Annotated in this window: 20 protein-coding genes; 15 read left to right on the top strand and 5 right to left on the bottom strand. The window is 40.4% G+C overall.

Annotated elements, in window-relative coordinates; translation table 11 throughout:
• Positions 1 to 58: 58 nt before the first annotated feature.
• Both ACIQ0C_RS18950 and ACIQ0C_RS18945 read left to right on the top strand, forming a co-directional pair.
• A complete protein-coding gene (locus ACIQ0C_RS18950) occupies positions 59 to 925 on the top strand; it encodes a Cof-type HAD-IIB family hydrolase (RefSeq protein WP_403062709.1) in 867 nt (288 codons plus the stop codon).
• A 115-nt stretch (positions 926 to 1040) separates the two neighbouring features.
• Positions 1041 to 1313 (top strand): transcriptional regulator SplA domain-containing protein, encoded by a 273-nt coding sequence (locus tag ACIQ0C_RS18945; RefSeq protein ID WP_230160273.1) that lies wholly within the window; start codon positions 1041 to 1043, stop codon positions 1311 to 1313.
• Positions 1314 to 1570: 257 nt separating this feature from the next.
• On the opposite strand, the gene ACIQ0C_RS18940 is transcribed toward ACIQ0C_RS18945, so the two are convergent.
• Complete coding sequence (locus tag ACIQ0C_RS18940) at positions 1571 to 2020, bottom strand: DinB family protein (protein WP_402836615.1); 450 nt, start codon at positions 2018 to 2020, stop codon at positions 1571 to 1573.
• Positions 2021 to 2293: 273 nt separating this feature from the next.
• On the opposite strand from ACIQ0C_RS18940, the gene ACIQ0C_RS18935 reads away from it, so the two are divergent.
• Entirely contained in the window at positions 2294 to 2695 is a 402-nt protein-coding gene (locus ACIQ0C_RS18935) for a hypothetical protein (RefSeq protein ID WP_403062706.1), read from the top strand.
• Positions 2696 to 2928: 233 nt separating this feature from the next.
• On the opposite strand, the gene ACIQ0C_RS18930 is transcribed toward ACIQ0C_RS18935, so the two are convergent.
• Positions 2929 to 3807, bottom strand: coding sequence for a dimethylarginine dimethylaminohydrolase family protein (locus ACIQ0C_RS18930; RefSeq protein ID WP_402836611.1), 879 nt, complete (start codon positions 3805 to 3807; stop codon positions 2929 to 2931).
• Between the two features lie 652 nt (positions 3808 to 4459).
• Between ACIQ0C_RS18930 and ACIQ0C_RS18925 the strand changes: the two genes are divergently transcribed.
• Together ACIQ0C_RS18925 and ACIQ0C_RS18920 are read left to right on the top strand one after the other, a co-directional pair.
• Positions 4460 to 6076, top strand: a complete 1617-nt coding sequence (locus tag ACIQ0C_RS18925) for a long-chain fatty acid--CoA ligase (RefSeq protein ID WP_403062703.1) — start codon at positions 4460 to 4462, stop codon at positions 6074 to 6076.
• 93 nt (positions 6077 to 6169) lie between these two features.
• Positions 6170 to 6967: an enoyl-CoA hydratase gene (locus ACIQ0C_RS18920; RefSeq protein WP_034314728.1), complete on the top strand. Its 798-nt coding sequence runs from the start codon at positions 6170 to 6172 to the stop codon at positions 6965 to 6967.
• 383 nt (positions 6968 to 7350) lie between these two features.
• Here the strand turns inward: ACIQ0C_RS18920 and ACIQ0C_RS18915 are convergent, their stop codons facing one another.
• On the bottom strand, positions 7351 to 7539 hold the full coding sequence (locus ACIQ0C_RS18915; RefSeq protein WP_048677954.1) for a YhzD family protein: 189 nt from the start codon (positions 7537 to 7539) through the stop codon (positions 7351 to 7353).
• A gap of 324 nt (positions 7540 to 7863) precedes the next feature.
• Here ACIQ0C_RS18915 and cysK point away from each other — a divergent pair, with 324 nt between their 5' ends.
• The 8 genes from cysK (at position 7864) to ACIQ0C_RS18875 (ending at position 16881) form a co-directional block, all read left to right on the top strand.
• Positions 7864 to 8787 carry a cysteine synthase A gene (cysK, locus tag ACIQ0C_RS18910; RefSeq protein ID WP_403062701.1) on the top strand — a complete coding sequence of 308 codons (924 nt, stop codon included), beginning with the start codon at positions 7864 to 7866 and terminating at the stop codon, positions 8785 to 8787.
• Between the two features lie 178 nt (positions 8788 to 8965).
• Positions 8966 to 10168, top strand: coding sequence for a metallophosphoesterase family protein (locus ACIQ0C_RS18905; protein ID WP_403062895.1), 1203 nt, complete (start codon positions 8966 to 8968; stop codon positions 10166 to 10168).
• A 21-nt stretch (positions 10169 to 10189) separates the two neighbouring features.
• The gene (locus tag ACIQ0C_RS18900; RefSeq protein ID WP_403062698.1) at positions 10190 to 13210 is read left to right on the top strand and encodes an ATP-binding protein; all 3021 of its coding nucleotides are present in this window, start codon (positions 10190 to 10192) and stop codon (positions 13208 to 13210) included.
• A 41-nt stretch (positions 13211 to 13251) separates the two neighbouring features.
• Entirely contained in the window at positions 13252 to 13659 is a 408-nt protein-coding gene (locus ACIQ0C_RS18895) for a hypothetical protein (RefSeq protein WP_403062695.1), read from the top strand.
• A 307-nt stretch (positions 13660 to 13966) separates the two neighbouring features.
• Positions 13967 to 14791, top strand: coding sequence for an ABC transporter ATP-binding protein (locus ACIQ0C_RS18890; RefSeq protein ID WP_402836604.1), 825 nt, complete (start codon positions 13967 to 13969; stop codon positions 14789 to 14791).
• Entirely contained in the window at positions 14784 to 15482 is a 699-nt protein-coding gene (locus tag ACIQ0C_RS18885; RefSeq protein WP_403062692.1) for a (2Fe-2S)-binding protein, read from the top strand. The genes ACIQ0C_RS18890 and ACIQ0C_RS18885 overlap by 8 nt, the downstream gene beginning before the upstream one ends.
• Positions 15483 to 15660: 178 nt before the next feature.
• Complete coding sequence (yhaM, locus tag ACIQ0C_RS18880; RefSeq protein ID WP_402836600.1) at positions 15661 to 16599, top strand: 3'-5' exoribonuclease YhaM; 939 nt, start codon at positions 15661 to 15663, stop codon at positions 16597 to 16599.
• A gap of 99 nt (positions 16600 to 16698) precedes the next feature.
• Entirely contained in the window at positions 16699 to 16881 is a 183-nt protein-coding gene (locus ACIQ0C_RS18875; protein ID WP_053344914.1) for a sporulation YhaL family protein, read from the top strand.
• Between the two features lie 56 nt (positions 16882 to 16937).
• Here ACIQ0C_RS18875 and ACIQ0C_RS18870 read toward each other — a convergent pair whose 3' ends face one another.
• Positions 16938 to 17804 (bottom strand): peptidylprolyl isomerase, encoded by an 867-nt coding sequence (locus ACIQ0C_RS18870; protein ID WP_402836598.1) that lies wholly within the window; start codon positions 17802 to 17804, stop codon positions 16938 to 16940.
• A gap of 200 nt (positions 17805 to 18004) precedes the next feature.
• Here ACIQ0C_RS18870 and ACIQ0C_RS18865 point away from each other — a divergent pair, with 200 nt between their 5' ends.
• Together ACIQ0C_RS18865 and ACIQ0C_RS18860 are read left to right on the top strand one after the other, a co-directional pair.
• Complete coding sequence (locus ACIQ0C_RS18865; RefSeq protein ID WP_034314701.1) at positions 18005 to 18088, top strand: YjcZ family sporulation protein; 84 nt, start codon at positions 18005 to 18007, stop codon at positions 18086 to 18088.
• A gap of 185 nt (positions 18089 to 18273) precedes the next feature.
• Positions 18274 to 18357: a YjcZ family sporulation protein gene (locus ACIQ0C_RS18860; RefSeq protein ID WP_034314699.1), complete on the top strand. Its 84-nt coding sequence runs from the start codon at positions 18274 to 18276 to the stop codon at positions 18355 to 18357.
• A gap of 402 nt (positions 18358 to 18759) precedes the next feature.
• Here ACIQ0C_RS18860 and ACIQ0C_RS18855 read toward each other — a convergent pair whose 3' ends face one another.
• Entirely contained in the window at positions 18760 to 19146 is a 387-nt protein-coding gene (locus ACIQ0C_RS18855; protein ID WP_402837158.1) for a DUF3267 domain-containing protein, read from the bottom strand.
• Positions 19147 to 19211: the final 65 nt, after the last annotated feature.

The following is a 19211-nucleotide window of genomic DNA, read 5'->3' as shown; positions in this document are numbered from 1 at the left end:
TTCTCGAAATTTTAGTCATAAATTTTGAAAGAGGATACTACAGATGGGGGAGATCAGCATGGTATATCGACTACTTGCGGTCAATATCGACGGGACATTACTCCAGTCGAATGGCCGTTTAAATAAATCGACTAAAGAAGCAATAGATTATGTTCACCAAAAAGGTGTCCATGTTGCACTTGTGACGTCAAGAAACTATCACTCAGCAAAAAAAGTGGCCAAAGCCCTAAAAATAAATCCGATGATCGTTGCTCAGCAAGGAGCCTTTGTCGGAGCTTCCATGGAAAAGCCGATAATGGTAAAAAGAATTTCGGAAGAACTGACTGCAGAGCTCGTGCAAATGCTTGAAAAGACCACGTGCCAAATATTGCTCATTCATGAAAAATACTCGTTGGGCAATCGGGTGAACCTTCCGGAGAATTTGCTTGGTAAATCGGTTATGTATTTGAATGACCAAAATATTTATGCTCAAAATTATGTGGATGATATCAGTGAAGAGCTTGTTGACCATCCGATGGCCCCGACGAAGATGGACATAATATTTCCAGAAAAAAGTGATCGAAATGATATGTTGAAATTGATAAAGAAAATGTTCCCTGAAGTGGATGCACTCTTACACCCAGGACATAAACTGACAATCGTTCCGAAGGGTGTTTCTAAATGGAGCGGTGTATTGTATTTAGCGGACCATTTAGAGGTGAAAAGAACGGAAATCGTCTCGATTGGTGATGGATTGGATGATATGGAGATGATTGCTGGTTCTGGTCTGGGAGTTGCCATGGGCAATGCGGATGAGGAAGTAAGGAAAGTGGCAAAATGGGTAACGCGCTCCAATGATCAAGACGGTGTTGCCTATATGCTTAGGGAATTTTTCCGGAAACAGCATCCGATCGAATTTTTACAAAAGATGAATATGCTTAAATGAAGGGCGTGGCTCCTTCATATAGAAGGGGCCCCATTCAGATAACGCCGCTTGCGAGGCATATTATCTTTCATAAATAATTATAAGTTTCTTTCCATAAACTAAAGGGAAATCAGTAATGGAAAGGAAGAATTCAATGGGTGTAATCAATGCAAAAGAAGTGCAAGTCGGTGACGAGGTGTTTGTGATATATAATAATCCCCATGTTCCTACAGTTTCAAATATCAGGGCAGCGGAAATTGTCCCGCATCCCAAGGATCCCAATGCAGTTGCCTTGTTCCTGAACGATACATTTCATACGATTGAGGATGATGATGCTTTGTTCACTTCGGAAGCCGCAGCAGAAAAAGCATACAGTGATTATATGGATAACCAGGACCAGATGACTTGAAGAGGCGTTTACTTAGCTTACTGAAAGAGAATGATTAGATGAAAGCCCTCGCTTATGGAGCGGGGGCTCCTTTTTATTATATTCACGAGTGTTTCTGAAAATTCACGAGTAAAAGGTTGGAATTCACGAGTAACGCTCGAACTCACAAGTAAAAGCACCCATACTCAAGACCTTACTTAAACAGCATATTCTACTGTAAATAAAAAAACCGCCACTCCTATTTCAAGAAAAAATAGAGTGACAGTTATGGCTTAAAATCAGTTATTGGCTTGTATTAAGAGTTTCATTGCGTGAATTTGTCCAATATGATTGGCTTCGTGAAGCACTATAAAGTTAATGAATTCCCCCACTGTTTCCATTCCGTTGAAAGGCTGTGCTGTTTTTTCCGTCAATCGTTCTTCCGGAATTTCAAGAAGTCGATCAAGTTGCTCATGCAGCTGTTGCTTTAATACTTCAACGGTAGGTACGTCCCCTGTCCAGTCCGCTGGTTTTGAACCATAACCGAATAGTTGGCCGTAATTCGCTGGCAATTCACTGTTGGATTTCAATAAAAAATTTTCGGCTGCAGTAAGGACATGTCCAAGGTGCCAATGGATTGTATTATTAAAACCTTCAGGCTGCACATCCATGAACTCTGGTTTGATTCCCTCGATTTCTTTTAAAAGATTGCCGCGCATGACCGTTAGCTGATTTTTTACATAATTCATTTTACATTCCCCTTTCAATCTTATTTTTCTAAACACTATCTCTTGAAAATTATAGCAAGGATAATTCAATATTATCAAATTTTAGATAAGCCTTTTAAACAAGAAAAGGCTTATGGGCATCCTTCTGTTCTGTTTAAATTGAATGCAGCCATATGCCAAAAGGATATAAGGTTCTGATATGAATCGATAAACATTCCTATTACTCTTTTGATTGGACTAGTAAAATGAAATATTGGATAATTAATCCATTCAGGTATGGGGGATGAGATAGTAATGAAGAGAAAACATCTGCTAGTTGCTCTTAGCCTATTATCAATAACGTTAGTTTCAGGTTGTTCAACAAAGCAAGAACATATTTCCGTTCAAAAATATGAAGGTGAACATTACAAATTCGAATTATATAAAGAAAAGATAGAAATGGGGAAAACAGAAAAAACAAAAGAAATAGTAAAGAATGCAGATTGGGAAGAATTCGCGTTGGAGAAGGATCTTCCTAAGGCGGACTTCATCTTTTATTTTAATGATGATGAAAAAATCGAAGGTAAAATACCGGTATATTATGTTTGGGTTAACCCTGATGAAAATATCGTAGAATTGACGACGGATAAACATAGCCAGTATGTACAGTTAAATAGAAAGGAATCAAATATCATATTAAGACTGCTGCATAATTAAAAGGAGGAGATCCATACTTTCAAAAAACTCCAGACAAGCATTAACATAAAAACTCATTTACCGGATTAATTGACCGCAGCCAGCTTTTTATCGGGTAATCATTTGGAGGATATTATGAGGGGAATTACTTTATCTAATGGAAAAACGGCGGAAGTCGAATGTTTAAGCTGTGCTTTAATAAAAAAGGAGAAAGAACCCGGATTTCCATACAAGTCCGGATTCTTTCATTCTGCTCAGGCTGAATCAGTCTTCTTATTCGTTGTCCTCAATAGTGGCATTGTGCAACATCGGAAAGAGCCACCGGACTTGATGATTTCGCTAATATCGACTTCAATGACTTCGTAACCGCGTTCACGAAGCTGACTATTTACCTGTTTATTACATGGTAGACTAAATAATTTTTTATTCCCAATCGAAAGCACGTTTGTTCCTAAGGTGAATTGTTCTTCTTTGGATACTTCAATCATGTCATAACGTGAAGCTAATAAATCCATCTCTTTTTTTGTAAAGGACTCTGGAAAAATAAGCGCCTCTGTAGGTGATATGATATTGAAAACACAATCTAAATGAAGGAATGTTTCAATGAAAGGAACCGCGATGACATCGTATTCCGGTAATAAGGTTTGAAGATGCTTGACGGATGTTTCATCTGTTCTTTCACTGATTCCAATATAGATGGTCTTTCCGTCTATAAGGACATCCCCGCCCTCAATATGATTTTTGAGGAGGTTGAAATAAGAGATTCCATTCGTTTCTAGCCAGGATTTCAATATTTGTTCTTCACCCTGTCTGATTCCTGTTGCCAACTCAGCTACATAAACGGTATTGCCAAGAGTGAAACCGATATCTCTCGTAAAGACTTGTTCTGGATATGTAAATTGTGGGGGAAGTTTTATGACTTCAATCCCTTCATGTTCAAGGGCCTTTATAAATTGAGCGTGCTGCTTCAAGGCAAGTGCCTGATCGATATTTTCATCTTTAAACTCTTTTTGAGTTTCGTTAATGATCTCCCGGATTTCCATATAACGTGGTTCACAGACGATCACCCGTGATAGCTTTGAATATTCACTCGCGCAATAAGCTTCTAGTTCTTCGTTTATTTTGTTTATCATAAATGAGCTCCCTCTAAATATAATTGTATCTTTACTATTTCCTCTTTTTTCTATAAAGAAACATAAAAAATATGTCATGGAACTGCACCACTAAATTTAGATGGTTTAAAAAACTTTTCAGTTTCCGGTCTTAATATCTGATTCCGTTATATACCGGTTAGCCATTTGCCTAAAGTTATTTCTAAAAAATGTTCCCGCTTGATTTCAGAAATCCGCTCCCTTTCCGCCGGCTGCCTGCCAAGCCTCCTCGACGTAAGCGTCTGTGGGGTCTCGGCCAGCCAGTTATTCGGCAGGAGTGTCGCAAATTTCTTCAATCCAGTGAGGTTTCATTTTCATGGAGTATAGCCAAGACTGTTTTAAAATTATTGTAATCATTCCCTCAGGAAAATCTTGATAGGGATTTGGATAAGAGCATCCAACCATAACTTGGGGACAAGTTGAGACAACATATTCTATTGTCGGTCTACAGCCTTTTTTTATTAGAAATCCGCTCCCTTTCTTAATCCTCTTTTTGTCGTCAAACTGATTAGAAAATATCATCAAAATAAAGCCAGGTTCAAAATAATCATAAAAGGCACCTAGGGAAAAAGGATTATTTTTTTTCTGGTCGAATATATAATGTGCATGCTTTTAATATAAGGGGGAGATTGTAATGATGGATACTCCATTGATCATGACTCAAATCATTGAGAGAGCTGAAAAATATTTTCCGAAGAAAGAGGTAGTTTCGCGTACGGATGGTGGCATTCATACATTTACATATGCTGAGATTGCTGAGCGTACAAGAAGGCTGACCAGTAATCTTGAAAAGTTCGGTATTCAAACAGGTGACCGTATTGGAACACTTGCCTGGAACCATCATCGGCATTTAGAAGCTTATTTTGCGATTCCTTGTCATGGTGCTGTCCTACATACAATCAATATGCGTCTGTCTCCTCAACATGTTTCTTATATCGTCAATAGTGCGGAGGATCGATTATTATTGATAGATCCGGATGTCATCCCCCTTTTGGAAGCAATTAAAGATGAGTTAACGACAGTGGAAGGGTATATCATAATGACGGATAAAGAAGAGCTGCCTGAAACGACCCTTTCACCTATTTATCATTATGAAAAATTATTAGCAGAAGGGAATCCGCAACAGCCATTCATCCAAACCTTGGATGAAAATGCACCTGCCGGCATATGTTATACTTCCGCCACTACCGGGAACCCCAAAGGTGTGGTTTATTCTCATCGCGGAATTTTACTGCATGCGATTGCACTGGGGCTTGCCGATTCTACAGCAATAAGCGAACGTGATGTGGCTCTTCCTGTCGTGCCGATGTTTCACGTGAATGCCTGGGGCATGCCTTTTGCCAGTGTTTGGTTTGGAACGAAGATGGTTTTGCCAGGACCCTATTTCACCCCAAAGGTTTTGGCTGAGCTTATAGAGACGGAGAAGGTTACAATCGCAGCAGGGGTTCCGACAATATGGCTGGGCTTATTGAAGGAGCTGGAAGAAGGCAGCCATGATACGAGCAGCATTCGCGCTGTCTTATGCGGAGGGTCGGCTGCACCGAAAAGCATGATTAAAACCTTTGAACAAAAGTATGGGATACCATTCCTGCATGCCTATGGAATGACTGAAACAAGCCCGCTCGTATTTGTATCAAAACCAAAAAGTTATCAGGAAGACCTCCCTGAAGCTGAACTTTATGAGTTGAAGGCCAAGCAGGGCCTTGTTTCGCCAATGATAGAAATTAAAGTGATCGGTAAGGATGGCGAAGTGAAACCTGATGGTAAAGAAATGGGAGAATTGCTGATTAGGGGCCCTTGGATTGCCAATGAATATTTTAATGATGAGCGGTCAGAGGATACGTTTAAAGATGGCTGGCTTTATACGGGGGATGTTGTCACGATTGATGAAGAAGGATTCGTGAAAATCGTCGACCGGACTAAAGACTTGATTAAAAGCGGCGGTGAATGGATTTCTTCCGTGGATATAGAGAATGCCTTAATGGCCCATGAAGGAATCTTTGAGGCGGCGGTAATTGCAGTGCCTCACGAAAAGTGGCAGGAACGGCCGATCGCCTGTGTTGTTTTAAAGGAGGCATACAAGGGGCAAGTGTCCCAGGAAGACATCATCGAATTTTTAAAGCCGCAGTTTGCAAAATGGTGGCTGCCGGATGAAGTGGTCTTTTTGGATGAAATCCCGAAAACCGGTGTTGGGAAGTTCTTGAAAAGGGCATTGCGTGATCAGCTTCAGGATAAATATATCAATAAATAATGATATATTTGTTTAATTATAACTTTTCGACCTATTCTGAAAGTAGGCGGAAAATATATAATAGAGTCATAGAACGAAAGAGGAGGAAATAAATTGAGTATTGAATCGACATCACCTGCAGGCACTGTATTAGTCACATATTCGGACAGAACGGCCACTGTTGCAATGAACCGTCCAGAGGCAATGAATTCTCTAAATCCCAAAATGCTGCATGATTTCATTAATGCCCTGAAGGAAGTAAGCGAGAATGATGAAGTGGACGTCGTCATTTTAAAAGGGAATGGGAAAGCGTTTTCCGCTGGTGGTGACATTAAGATGATGCTCTCGCCTGGAAAAGAAAACGCTTTCGATGAACTGATGGATGGAATCAGTGAATTGGTGACCACTCTTTACTTCATGCCTAAACTGACCATAAGTGCCATTCATGGTGCAGCTGCAGGGCTAGGCTTGAGTATAGCTCTTGCAACCGATCATCTTATTGCCGATTCGGAAAGTAAGGTTGCAATGAATTTCATCGGGATTGGATTAATCCCTGATGGAGGCGGACACTTCTTCCTTGAACGTCGTCTTGGTGAAGTGGGTGCGAAAGAATTGATCTGGGAAGGTAAAGTGCTTACAGCGCTTGAAGCAAAAGAAAAGGGCCTCATTCATGAAGTGGCAGACGGAACCTTGGAACATGCGGTGGAGAAAAAAGTGCAATCATGGCTGCAAAGCCCGGTTCAGGCAATGATTAAAACGAAAAAGATCCTTAGTGAAAAAAATCGCCCACTTTTAATTAAGATGCTTGAGATTGAAAAAGCTGCTCAGATGAAAATGCGCCAAACAGCGGACCACCAAGAGGGAATAAAAGCTTTCGTGGAAAAAAGGAAGCCGAACTTCATCGGAAAATGAATGAAAAACGCCGTCACTTTCCAGTGACGGCCTCTGTTTGTAGACAAAAGGGGTTCGGAAAACATATCATTCATCAAATGATGTTCCCAAACCAACACTTCAACTCAGGTATGGTTTCTATCTAAATGCTATAACCAAGTTTATTGGAGCGGGTGTGCGCCCCCCCCCGCAGACGCAAGCCGTGAAGGCTCCCAGACCGCCCGCGGAAATCGAGTGCCTGGATCAGAAATCAACGTCAAATTGTATAAAAAAAATCGTAGGCAAACTTGGGTGTCATTGAGTTTGTCTACAGTCTGTGGCCATCAAATTGTGACGGTCTTTTTTTACATAAGGAATGTATGGAAAACTTGATCATATTTTAGTGATTGCGCTTACATTTTCAATCAGCGATGAAAAAGCAATAAAGCGCCTGAAGGCGATGTACAGCGATGTGTTTGATCTTGATAGTTTTTTTCCTTCAATAGATTTTGTCCCAATTCTTTTGCTTGTTCATCATTCTCGGCTGTAAATGATTCATCCAATAGTTTTTCCCCTGACGGTTCAAAAACGGTTAATTTGTATATTCTGCTCATTTTCAAAAACTCCCTTATTAAAAATGTAATTGTTTTAGCGACTGTTATAAAAATTTTATCATTATCTGTCAATTTTGACTATTGTTATATGAGGGAATGCATTATGACAAGGGATATTGATAAATGGCTGAATATCTTGAAAAATGAAGGAAAATGACTATATCGAACTAATTTCATAGTTTTTTCCTTTAAGTATGGGAAGAATGAAACAAAACCTATTTATACTAGAGGAATTCTCTCTTTAAAATGAAAAATCATAAATGATATAATAAACCTGAGTAAAAGTGCATGTAGGAAGTGTATGGATCGAAGGGGGTTTTTTGAATGACAGTAAAAATCGTTAATAATATCACTGAATTGATAGGAGATACACCTGTTGTAAGGATTAATCATTTAACAGCGGAGGGTGACGCTGAAGTATTTGTGAAACTTGAGTATTTCAATCCGAGCCGCAGCGTAAAAGATCGGGCTGCCTTCAACTTAATCAGGCAGGCGGAATTGGATGGTATCATTCAAGCCGGGGCTACGATCATTGAACCAACATCAGGGAATACGGGTATTGGGCTTGCCATGAATGCCGCGGCTAAGGGGTATCGGGCCATTATGGTCATGCCGGATAATATGTCGAAAGAAAGAATCAATATCTTAAAGGCATACGGAGCGGAAGTTGTCCTCACCCCTGCATCAGAGCGGATGCCGGGAGCCATCCGTAAAGCTGAGGAACTCGCCGAAGAGATTCCTAATAGCTTTATCCCGCAGCAATTCGAAAACCAAGCCAACCCTGATATTCACAGAGTGACGACAGCAGTCGAGATTCTAGTTCAGATGGATGGAGATCTGGATGTGTTTGTCGCTACTGCTGGAACGGGAGGAACGATAACCGGTACTGGTGAAGCCTTAAAGGAACATCTTCCGGATTTAAGGGTTGTCGTTGTTGAGCCTAAGGGTTCCCCAGTTCTTTCCGGCGGAAAGCCTGGGCCCCATAAGTTAGTGGGCACGAGCCCTGGTTTTATCCCCAATATCTTAAATACTGAGGTATTTGATGAAATCGTTCAAGCGGCTGATGAAGATGCGATATCCACCATGAAGGATATGGCTTCGAAGGAAGGGATATTGATTGGTCCTTCGGGAGGTGCCTCTGTCTGGACTGCCTTGCAGGAAGCCCGTCGTCTTGGAAGTGGAAAACGAGTATTATGCATTGCCCCGGATAATGGTGAACGCTATTTAAGTATGGATATTTTTAATTGATGAAAAAGACCGAATGCGTGAATGAAACAATGTTCGCCATTCGGTCTTTTTCCTGTTGAATTTGCCCATACTGCATGATGACGTATTAAAAATAATAATGTATGGGAAAGTATGTTCTGTTCATGTTAAAATTGAATGTGAAATGTTGAAAGAATTCGAGGTGACATTTTTGAGCGGTGTGAAGTTCATTCATGCGGCAGATCTCCATCTGGATAGTCCCTTTTCAGGGTTGAAGGATATGCCGTCATCTATATTAAAGGAATTAAGGGAAAGTCCGTTTAAAGCTTTTCAAACTATCATTAATGAAGCAATTTCCCATCAGGTTGACTTCATCGTGTTATCGGGGGATCTATTTGATGGGGAAAATCGGAGTCTCCGGACACAGGTCCGCTTTCGGACCGAAATGGAAAAACTCCAGCAGCATCAGATCCCTGCCTATATCATTCATGGTAACCATGATCATCTCAGCGGCTCATGGATCACTGTGGAGCTGCCGGACAATGTCCACGTATTTTCAGGGCAAACCGAAGTGAAACGGTTTGAAAAAATCGATGGGACGACTGTCCACCTTTATGGATTCAGTTATCCACGCCGTCAAGTAAGGGAGAGAATGATTGAAACCTACATAAAAGCTGAAGGGGCCGATTATCATATAGGTCTGCTTCATGGGAATTTGGAAGGCAATTCGGAACATAGCCCGTACGCCCCTTTTTCATTGAAGGAACTGGCTGCTAAAGATTTCGATTACTGGGCATTAGGCCATATTCATAAACATCAGGTTGTTTCGGAAGATCCGCTAGTGATATACCCAGGAAATATTCAAGGCAGGAACAGAAAGGAGTCTGGCGTTAAAGGGTGCTTGCTTGTAGAATTCGATGGGGACATGAAGCGTCATTCTTTTATTGAAACCTCTGAAGTGATATGGGAAAGCGAAACAATTGAACTATCCGCGGAAGGTGGATTTGATGCCCTGTTCAAGCAATGCAAGGAAGTAATTGAACGGAAGGGTTTCGATGGGAGAAGCTTTCTTTTGGAATTGAAGCTGGATGCAGGTGATGAAGCAGGAGCTTCCGGGGAATATCTTGAAGAATTGACCCGGATTTTACAGGAAGAGGACCAAGGGGAATCATTTGTTTGGGTGTATAAAATCAAACTCATCCAGTCCATTCCCATGATTAGGTCAAATGAAAGAATATCGCCATTTCTGGATGAGGTATCCCGGCTTGCTTCTGAATTTGATGATACGGAGGCTGCTCTGGCCCCGCTTTACATACATCCGGGTGCAAGGAGGTTTCTTGATTCAATAGAGCCGGAAGAGGAGAGGGAACTGTTGGATGAAGCGAAAAGATGGCTTTTGCAAGTTTTTGAGGCGAATAAATGAGTGTAGGGAGGAGGAACGGATTTGATTATTAAAGACCTCCATGTTTATGGTTACGGCAAATTGGAAAATCAGCGTATTCCCGAATTGGGACAGCTGCAGATTTTCTTTGGGGAAAATGAATCGGGCAAGTCGACCATCATGTCTTTCATTCATAGTATGCTGTTTGGTTTTCCGACAAAGGTTCAAAACGAACCGCGTTACGAGCCAAAAATGCATGCCAAATATGGGGGAAGGCTCAGTCTCATAACAAAAAAAGATGGAGAAATCGTTATTGAACGTGTGAAGGGAAAAGCTACTGGTGATGTGAAATTGACCTTCGAGGATGGAAGGGTCGGCGGCGAGGAAGAATTGAATGAGATTCTTCATGGCGTTGATAAAAACTATTACCAAGCCATTTTTTCTTTCGACCTTCAAGGTCTGCAGGGATTACATACACTAAGTGAAGGTACCATGAGTAAATATCTGCTTTCAGCTGGGCTGATCGGGAATGATAAACTTCTTGAAGCCGAAACGAAATTGCAAAAAGAGCTCGATTCAAGGTTCAAGCCATCAGGCCAAAAACCTTTACTGAATGTGAGATTGAAAGAACTTAAGGAATTGCAGAAAAAGGTGAAAGCATCAGAAGAAGAACAGAAGTCATATACGGAATTACTTCAGGAAGAAGCAAAACTTGAGGAGGAGCTCTCTAAAGTCACGGAAGATATTCAAGAGATTGAAGAAAATCTTGTTAACGTTAGTGCTTTTTTGCGCATTAAACCCTTGGTAGAAGAACAGGGGGAACTAGAGGCTGAAATAAGTAAAATTCCGGATGTAAGTTTTCCTGTTGATGGCTTAAAAAGATTTGAACAGCTACAGGCAGTTGGAATGCCCATGAAAGCCCAACTTGCGGCTTTGACTGAGAAAATGGACAAACTTGAGGGAAAACTCACGGAAATCGAAATCAATCCGTTCATCAAGGAGCATAAAGAGCAAATTGAACATGCAATTGATCAAGGAACATTGCTGGAGAAACTTGAGCTGGATATTAGAAAAGCGGAACACGAAAGGCTGTTGGAAGAAAAGAATATCGAAAAGGTGAAGCAGGAATTATTCTTGGATGTTTCTGATGAGGAAATAAGAAAGCTGGATATCAGTACTTTCATGAAGGAAAAGGTGAAAAGGGCCGAGAGGGAAAAGCATCAACTCCAAAATGATAAAAAACAGCTTGATGAGAAATATGAACTGCAAAAGGGTAGTCTGGAAACGACAGAAGCCCGCTTGAAGGAGATAAAGGCCCAGTTAATGCCAGATGAAAAAAGAATCGAGCTGGAGTCCTTATACAACAAGCAGAATAACATCGAATTTGAAGCAGCACAATCCCTTATTCTTGATGAACAAATACACGAACTTGAAAAGCAATTGACTTTACATAGGAAGAAGGAAGCGGATAATCGCAAACGTTCACATCTCATGAATGGCAGTTTAATAGTACTTCTTTGTTTAGGTGTGATCGGAAGTTATTTCAGTGAACAGATCTTGTTGGGGGTTATACTTCTAGCCGTAGCTGTTCTGTTTGCAGTTTCCAGGTATTTTTTCAAAGGTGATGATATATTGTCCGGGTATATCAGGCAATTGGATGAGGTGAAAAGGAAAAGGGCTGCAATTGGGAGTGAAACCAATAGAGGGAGTGAAGGAGAGTCGATGGTGCGGTTGCTTGAACTGGACCAACGTCTCCAAAGGCGTTTTGAAAGTGAAAGTTTCAAATATGAAGAAAGGGAGGAAGCGTTTGAATCGACCATTCAAGAGTATGCCGATTGGGAAGCTAGAAGGGACCGGTTGGATAAAGAATTGAGGAGCATCCTAAGCGGTTGGGGTCTGTCTTATCCCGGAATGGAAATCAATCTTGAATCTGTATTTGAACTTCTAGAGAAATGGAAGGAAGCCGTCGATAGGAAATATGAAACAATCAAGAGGCATAATTTTCTGCAGGCAGAATTTGAGGGTAAATCAAAGGCTTTATTTTATTTTGCTCACAGCCTTGATTTTGAACCATCCACATGGCGGGAAGCGATTGGCCAATTGAAACGGGAATTGAATAAAGCGGTTGAATTCTCCGTTCAGTTAACGCAATGGGTGCAGGAACGAAGTCGTTTGACGAACGAAATCGAGCAGCTGACGATGGAAAATGGCTATCTTGATGCAGAAATGGAAATGCTTTTTAAGTTAGCGAAGGTCAATGACGAGGAAGAATTCAGGCATGATGCTGCATTGTCCGAAAAGAAAATCACTTTACAAAAACAGCTTGATTTGATTACCATTCAAATTGGGCAATCCAGAATGCTGCCTGATCAAATCCAATCTTACTTAAGACAGGGAATCAATACTTATACATTTGAAAATTTGGAACGGAAACGGAAGGATTCTGTAAAGGTGAAATCCCTTTTATTAGAGAAGAAGGCGGATGCGAAGCATAAGATAAAACAGCTTGAAGTTTCAGGGATTTATGATGACTTACTTCATCGTTTTTATGAAGAAAAAGCTGCTTTTAACGAAGAGGCTAAGGAATGGGCGAAATTGGCAATAGCCAAAAGCTTATTGAATAAAACATTGGACCGATATAAAAGGGAACGCCTACCGAAGGTGATCGCTGATGCCGAGCGGCATTTTTCCTTTTTAACGAATGGAAGCTATCGTAAAATCATCCTTGATCAGTCGGGAGAAGGAATTTTGGTACAGCGCAGTGATGGTTTGAGTTTCAGGGTTGAAGAGTTCAGCCGTGGGACAGCAGAGCAAATTTATGTTTCCTTAAGGCTCGCACTTGCTGATCATACTTTTGAAAATGATTCATTCCCTCTCATCATTGATGATAGTTTCGTCAACTTTGATGCAGAAAGGACAAAACGGATGCTTGAGTTATTGAAAAAAGTTTCGGAAAAGCGGCAAATCTTATTTTTCACATGCCACAGATATATAATGGAGTACTTTAGTGAAAATCAAGTGATTCGTCTAACCAGCCCCGTATTGCGCCAAAATATGAATGATTTGATCACCCCCGAAATATAATGGGTTTTAAACTATAGATAAAGAGAGTGAAGTCATTGAATATGAATGAGTTTGTAAGCCACCATGATTCTTCTTTGGAGTTGATCATCGAAAAGGAGTTTCCTGGTAAACGATGTGTTGGGGGGAAATATTCTGCCAAAGGACATAGCATCACTTTATATGAGAGAGATATTGAAATTCAGTGTGAACGCTCCCTAGGCTCGCTAGCAAGGCTTGAGGAATATACATGGGTGATCCTCACACATGAGATGGGCCACGCATTGGACCCCAATCTTGCTGTGCTTAGTGAAGAGCTACACAGTACAGGAAAATCAGAAATCCTTTATCAAATAGAGGTCAATGCATGGAACATTGCAGAAGGATTCATTCCTTTTATCGATCAGGATTTATTTACCTACATTAGGGATGAATCCCTGGAACATTGTACAAATCGGCTGCTTGTCGGTTAAAAGGCTCTCCATATGGAGGGCTTTTTTTATTTTCCGCTAAATGGATTTTGGAAATTCCGATAGGGATTGCGCGAAAGGGGAGATTGGGCTTTCGTTCGGAAACTACAGGCAGTGATAAATGAAAGTATAATGTGCAGATTTTTTTTACATTAATGTTTCCAAAGGAAGTTTCATATCTTTAAAGAGGCATTCACTTTAATTAAGAGGAATGGGACATGGAGTTTTTGGTTTATATTCTTTTTTAAGATTGACAGTGAGAATCATTTTCATTAAACTGGTATTATTAGACTAAAAGGGGAGTATTTTAATGCGACCAGCTATTAACACTCAGTCTTTATCGCTCGGTTATGGTGATAAATTAATAATAAATGATATGAATATAGAAATACCCAAAGGGGAAATCACCGTGTTCATCGGTGCTAATGGATGTGGAAAATCAACACTTCTAAGGTCTGTTGCCCGATTGTTAAAACCCCAATCAGGCTCGGTCTTGCTCGAAGGCAAAGCAATCTCAACCATGTCATCGAAGGATGTAGCGAGAAAGATGGCGATTCTTCCGCAATCCCCGGTTGCTCCTGAAGGGCTTACAGTCTATCAACTTGTTAAACAAGGAAGATACCCTTATCAAAGTTGGTTGAAACAGTGGAGTTCCGTGGATGAAGAAAAAGTTCAAAAGGCGATTGAAGCAACGAATCTGACCGATTTAAAGGATCAGGCAGTCGATGAATTATCGGGAGGCCAGAAGCAACGTGCATGGATAGCAATGACGCTTGCTCAGGATACGGATGTCATTTTGTTGGATGAACCGACTACATATCTTGATATGACCCATCAGATCGAGATTTTGGACTTATTGTTCGACTTGAATGAGTTTGAGAACCGAACGATTGTGATGGTGCTTCATGATTTGAATTTAGCGTGCCGTTATGCGGATAATCTGGTGGCACTTAAAAATGGGGCGATACATGCTCAAGGCCGGCCAGAGGATATCATCACGCCTGAATTGGTACAGCATGTATTCAACATGGAATGTCAAATATCCTTTGATCCAATTTTCGGCAGTCCCATGTGCGTCCCGTTTGGTAAAGGGCGCTACGCCCAAAGTCAGATAAAAGCGCTGGCCAATGCGTAACCTCACACCATCCATTGAAAAAGAGCTGCAGGGATATCGCATATCATTTAGAGATGAAGCCAATGTTTCCAAGACCTTCAATCATGCTGATGAGCTTATTCAGTATGCACAAGCCCGGACTGGGGCGGAAACGCCAAGGATAGCCATTTCAATGTGGTTCAGACGCTATGCTTTTTTTGTCACGGCACAATTGTACATGTTAAGCAAACATCGGCTAATCTGGGAAGGCACACTTCAGGACATTGGCGTTCTGGATGATCCAGAAGATGAGCATTGGCTCCCGAATTTTCTGCTGAAAACTAACAGGTGGAGCAATGTCACGGAAAAGGAAAGCCCTTCTGCCCTCCATTCCATATTGAGCCGCTTTGGTGCTGATGCCATTTGCTTCTTTTCCGGAACTGCTAAAATATCGAAACTAGTACTCTGGGAAAATATTTGGAGCTATACGGTATGGATGTATAGTGAGTTATTGAAGCAAACTGATATAAAGACGCGAGTTGAAAAGGACATTGAAATGCTGCTTGAAGATGAAGTATGGCTGAATATTGAAACGCGTTCCCCCTTTAAACGATTCATTGGGGAAAAAAGTGTTCCGGCGTCCATGAATCCTTATAAACGGGTGACCTGCTGTTTATATTACCGAATTGAGGGCCAGGAAAAGTGCGCGTATTGTCCGAACAAAAACTGTTGAAATAGATTTGATTGGAGAGCCAGGCTTGGGTTCAAGCCTGGTTTTCTTGTGGAGTGATAAGAGACGGCCAGCTTTAAGCTTTTCCTGTCCATTGTCTATCACTTATTAACGAAAACTAAACGCACTAACGAGATTGGTATGTTATAATGTTGATATTTAATTGAACGGAGGCAGTCGCATGGGAAATGGGATCATACACTACGGAATTGGTGAAGTAGTAGATATATATATGTACATTAAAACGAGTACAAAAGCGGTGGCAAGTAATGGAAAGCCGTTTTTAACATTGATTTTGTGCGATAAAACCGGGGAGATAGAGGCAAAGCTATGGGATGTTTCCGAGGCTGATGAGAAAACATACAGTGCGGAAGCAACAGTGAGGGTTCAAGGGGAAGTCCAGAATTATCGAGGACGCAGCCAATTGAAAATCCGTAATATTAGAATTACTTCAGATACTGATGGGGTCACGAAAGCCGATTTAATTCAAACGGCGCCTTTAAGTCAGGAAGAAATGATGGAAACCATCACTCAATTCATTTTTGAAATGAGGAATCCGAATATCCAAAGGGTGACTAGGCATCTCATTAAAAAATATCAGAATGAATTCCTGACGTTTCCTGCTGCCACCAAGAACCATCATGAGTATATGTCGGGACTGGCCTATCACGTTGTATCGATGCTAGGGCTGGCTAAGGCCATTTCAACCCTATATCCTTCGCTCAATAAGGATCTTTTGTATGCAGGAGTCATTCTGCATGACCTTGGAAAGGTACATGAGCTATCTGGACCTGTTTCGACTGTTTATACTGTGGAAGGGAACTTGTTGGGACATATCACCATCATGGTGAATGAAGTCGGTAAAGCTGCAGAGGAATTAGGCATTGAAGCGGAAGAAATCATGATTCTCAAGCACTTGATATTAAGCCACCATGGTAAAGCTGAGTGGGGCAGTCCCAAGCCGCCAATGGTTAGGGAAGCGGAAGTGCTGCATTATATTGATAATATGGATGCCAAGATAAATATGATGGACCGGGCCTTGGAAAAAGTGAAGCCGGGTGAATTTACGGAAAGAGTCTTCGCGCTCGATAATCGTTCATTCTATAAACCAACATTTTAATGAAATATGCTTCTTTCTCGATGGAGAAAGAAGCATATTTTTTTTGTTCGTGCATATTCTCTAGTAAATGAATAGTAGATTTTTTGGGAGGGAATGGACATGCCAATTTGGATCTGGTTCGTGTTTATTGGGATAATTGTCAGTGCAGTCATGTCAATTTGGACAGCTAGGCAGGAACGCCTCATAGATGATGCTTGGATTGAAAAGGAAGGCCAGAAATACATTGAACGCATGGAAGAAGAGCGCGAGAGGCGTAAAAAGGATATAAATCAGGGAGCATAGCTCGAATGATGAAAAAAAAAGCGACAGGTAAAGTCCTGTCGCTTTTTACTATTCAATTATTTTTCAGCATTCGCTGCGTCACCAGAAGTGATGGCATCTTTTAGATCTTTATCTTTAATCTTCACGTCCGCTTTTTTGACTTCTGAATTCAAAATGTCCTGAACTTTAGTTTGGTCAATTTGAGCGACTTTCAAATCATATTCAAGATCTTTTTTCATATCTTCGTATGATTCTTTTTCTTTTGTATCAAGAAGTTGGATGATGTGGTAGCCATAATCGGATTTAATCGGCTTGCTGATTTCATCTTTCTTCATTTTGTAAGCTTGCTCTTCAAATGCAGGCACCATTTCACCTTGTCCGAACCAGCCTAGCTCCCCGCCTTTTTCAGCTGTGCCTGTATCCGTTGAATATTCTTTGGCAAGTTTGGCGAAGTCTTCACCTTTGTCCAATTTAGCTTTTACTTCGTTGGCCGTTTTTTCGTCTTCCACGAGAATATGTCTCGCTTTGATTTGTGGTTTATAGTCTTCATAAGCTTTTTTCACATCAGCTTCTTTGACTTTTATATCGGCAACGGCTGCTTTTTCTTGAAGCATGCCGATTTTAAGTGCACGTTTAAGATCATCTTCGCTCTTATATCCGGAAGAGGCCAGGGCCGTTTCGAAATTTTCACCCATTTGCTTTTTAAGTTCGTCCGTTTTAGCTTTAACTTCTTTATCCGTTACTGTATATTTTTCAGAAAGAACTTTTTCATAAACAAGTTCTTGAAGAACGGTTTCACCATAACGGTCTTTCATTACATTGTAAAATTCTTCTTTAGTTATATCCCCCGCTTTAGTTTCCACGACTGCTTCCTTGTCGCTGTTGCATGCTGTAAGTCCGATCAGCCCTGCAGTAACAGCAATCGATAATGCCCACTTCTTCATAAAAACAACTCCTAGTTATAAGTTTCTGGTTTGCTATTTTTTCGTATTTCCACAAAATTAACTATAACATATTCTGGTTACTTTACAAAAAATAATATATTGGAGCGTGAATAAGAATTTTTTGAAAAATGGGTGTACGCCTACCCAGATATTAATCCATTACATATGATAAATCGAGGACAACAAAAGGGGGTAGCATAATGGGTAATGGATTTAACGGCGGCTTCGCTTTGTTAGTGGTGTTATTCATTTTATTAATAATTGTAGGAGCAGCCTATTGCTAATCGGCTGCAAAATTACTAATGGAAAGAGCCCACTCCTTTTGCCATGGAGTTGAATAGGATAGGGTAGCCGCTCAACAAAAAAGATTTAAGTGATTCTCAAGCTAAGAAAGGAATGGAATCCTTTTGGCGGATATAAGAGTGTGCATTAAATTACTATTACTTAAGAATGGAAAGGAGGAAGATCAATGTCTGGAGGAATAGGTGGAGGCTTTGCTCTAATTGTCGTTCTTTTCATCCTGTTAGTCATCATTGGAGCTTCTTGGTTATAAACTCATAAACAAAAGGCGAAGCTGCTGCTTCGCCCTTTTTCTTTATGTGGATAATGCTCCGGGTATCACCAATGTATGTAACAAATGATGGCCATCATTTGTTGCTCATCTCTACGTATACAAAATTTCAATATAGGAGGATAATAACATAATAGTAATTAATACATTAATGGTCCTGAATACTTTAGGCTGCCGGTCTTCAGCAATTTCCTTTTGAATGCATAAAGAGTTTGTCATTCTATTAATATTATAAAAGATCAAAATAGCAAAAATAATAAACCAGAACGAGATCAAAACCTAAAATCCCTCCTTGCAAAACATCATGTATAAATACGATACCAAATTATAATGAAAAAAGATACCTAAAAATCTTATCAGGCATCTTTATGAATGAATAAGAAATCACTTTTGAATAAGTATATCGTATCCTTCGAGATGTTCCTCGATAAAAGAATGCCTTGGGGAACCAACCAGGTTTTTTATATAAATAAAATCCGATACGCATAATCCGGTGTGCAGGGATAATAAAATAGTGAAATAATGGATGTAATGCGGAAAACTAAGGGCACAACCAATCAATATGACAGACATAATGAAGAAAGGGAACACAAGGGTCAAGAGATAAAGATGCTTTCGAATCGGATCATGCACATTGACTCTGCATGTAAGCACCAGGTTCCACTTCAAGGACCAAGAAGTTTTTACTTTTTTACATAATAATCGTAAAGGTAGATAGTGTAATAGTTTGTGAACAGGATATAATAAGAGCAATAGGCTAAAAAATACCATTGTTTGATCGCCATACAAAATAACATGGGTTGAAAAGACACTTAGTAATGTATAGATCAGAACAA

It is taken from the genome of Peribacillus sp. NPDC096448 (genome assembly GCF_044762675.1).
Classification (GTDB): domain Bacteria; phylum Bacillota; class Bacilli; order Bacillales; family DSM-1321; genus Peribacillus; species Peribacillus frigoritolerans_B.
The sequence above is the reverse complement of the archived record's forward strand: the minus strand, read 5'-3'. Positions and strand labels throughout refer to the sequence as shown.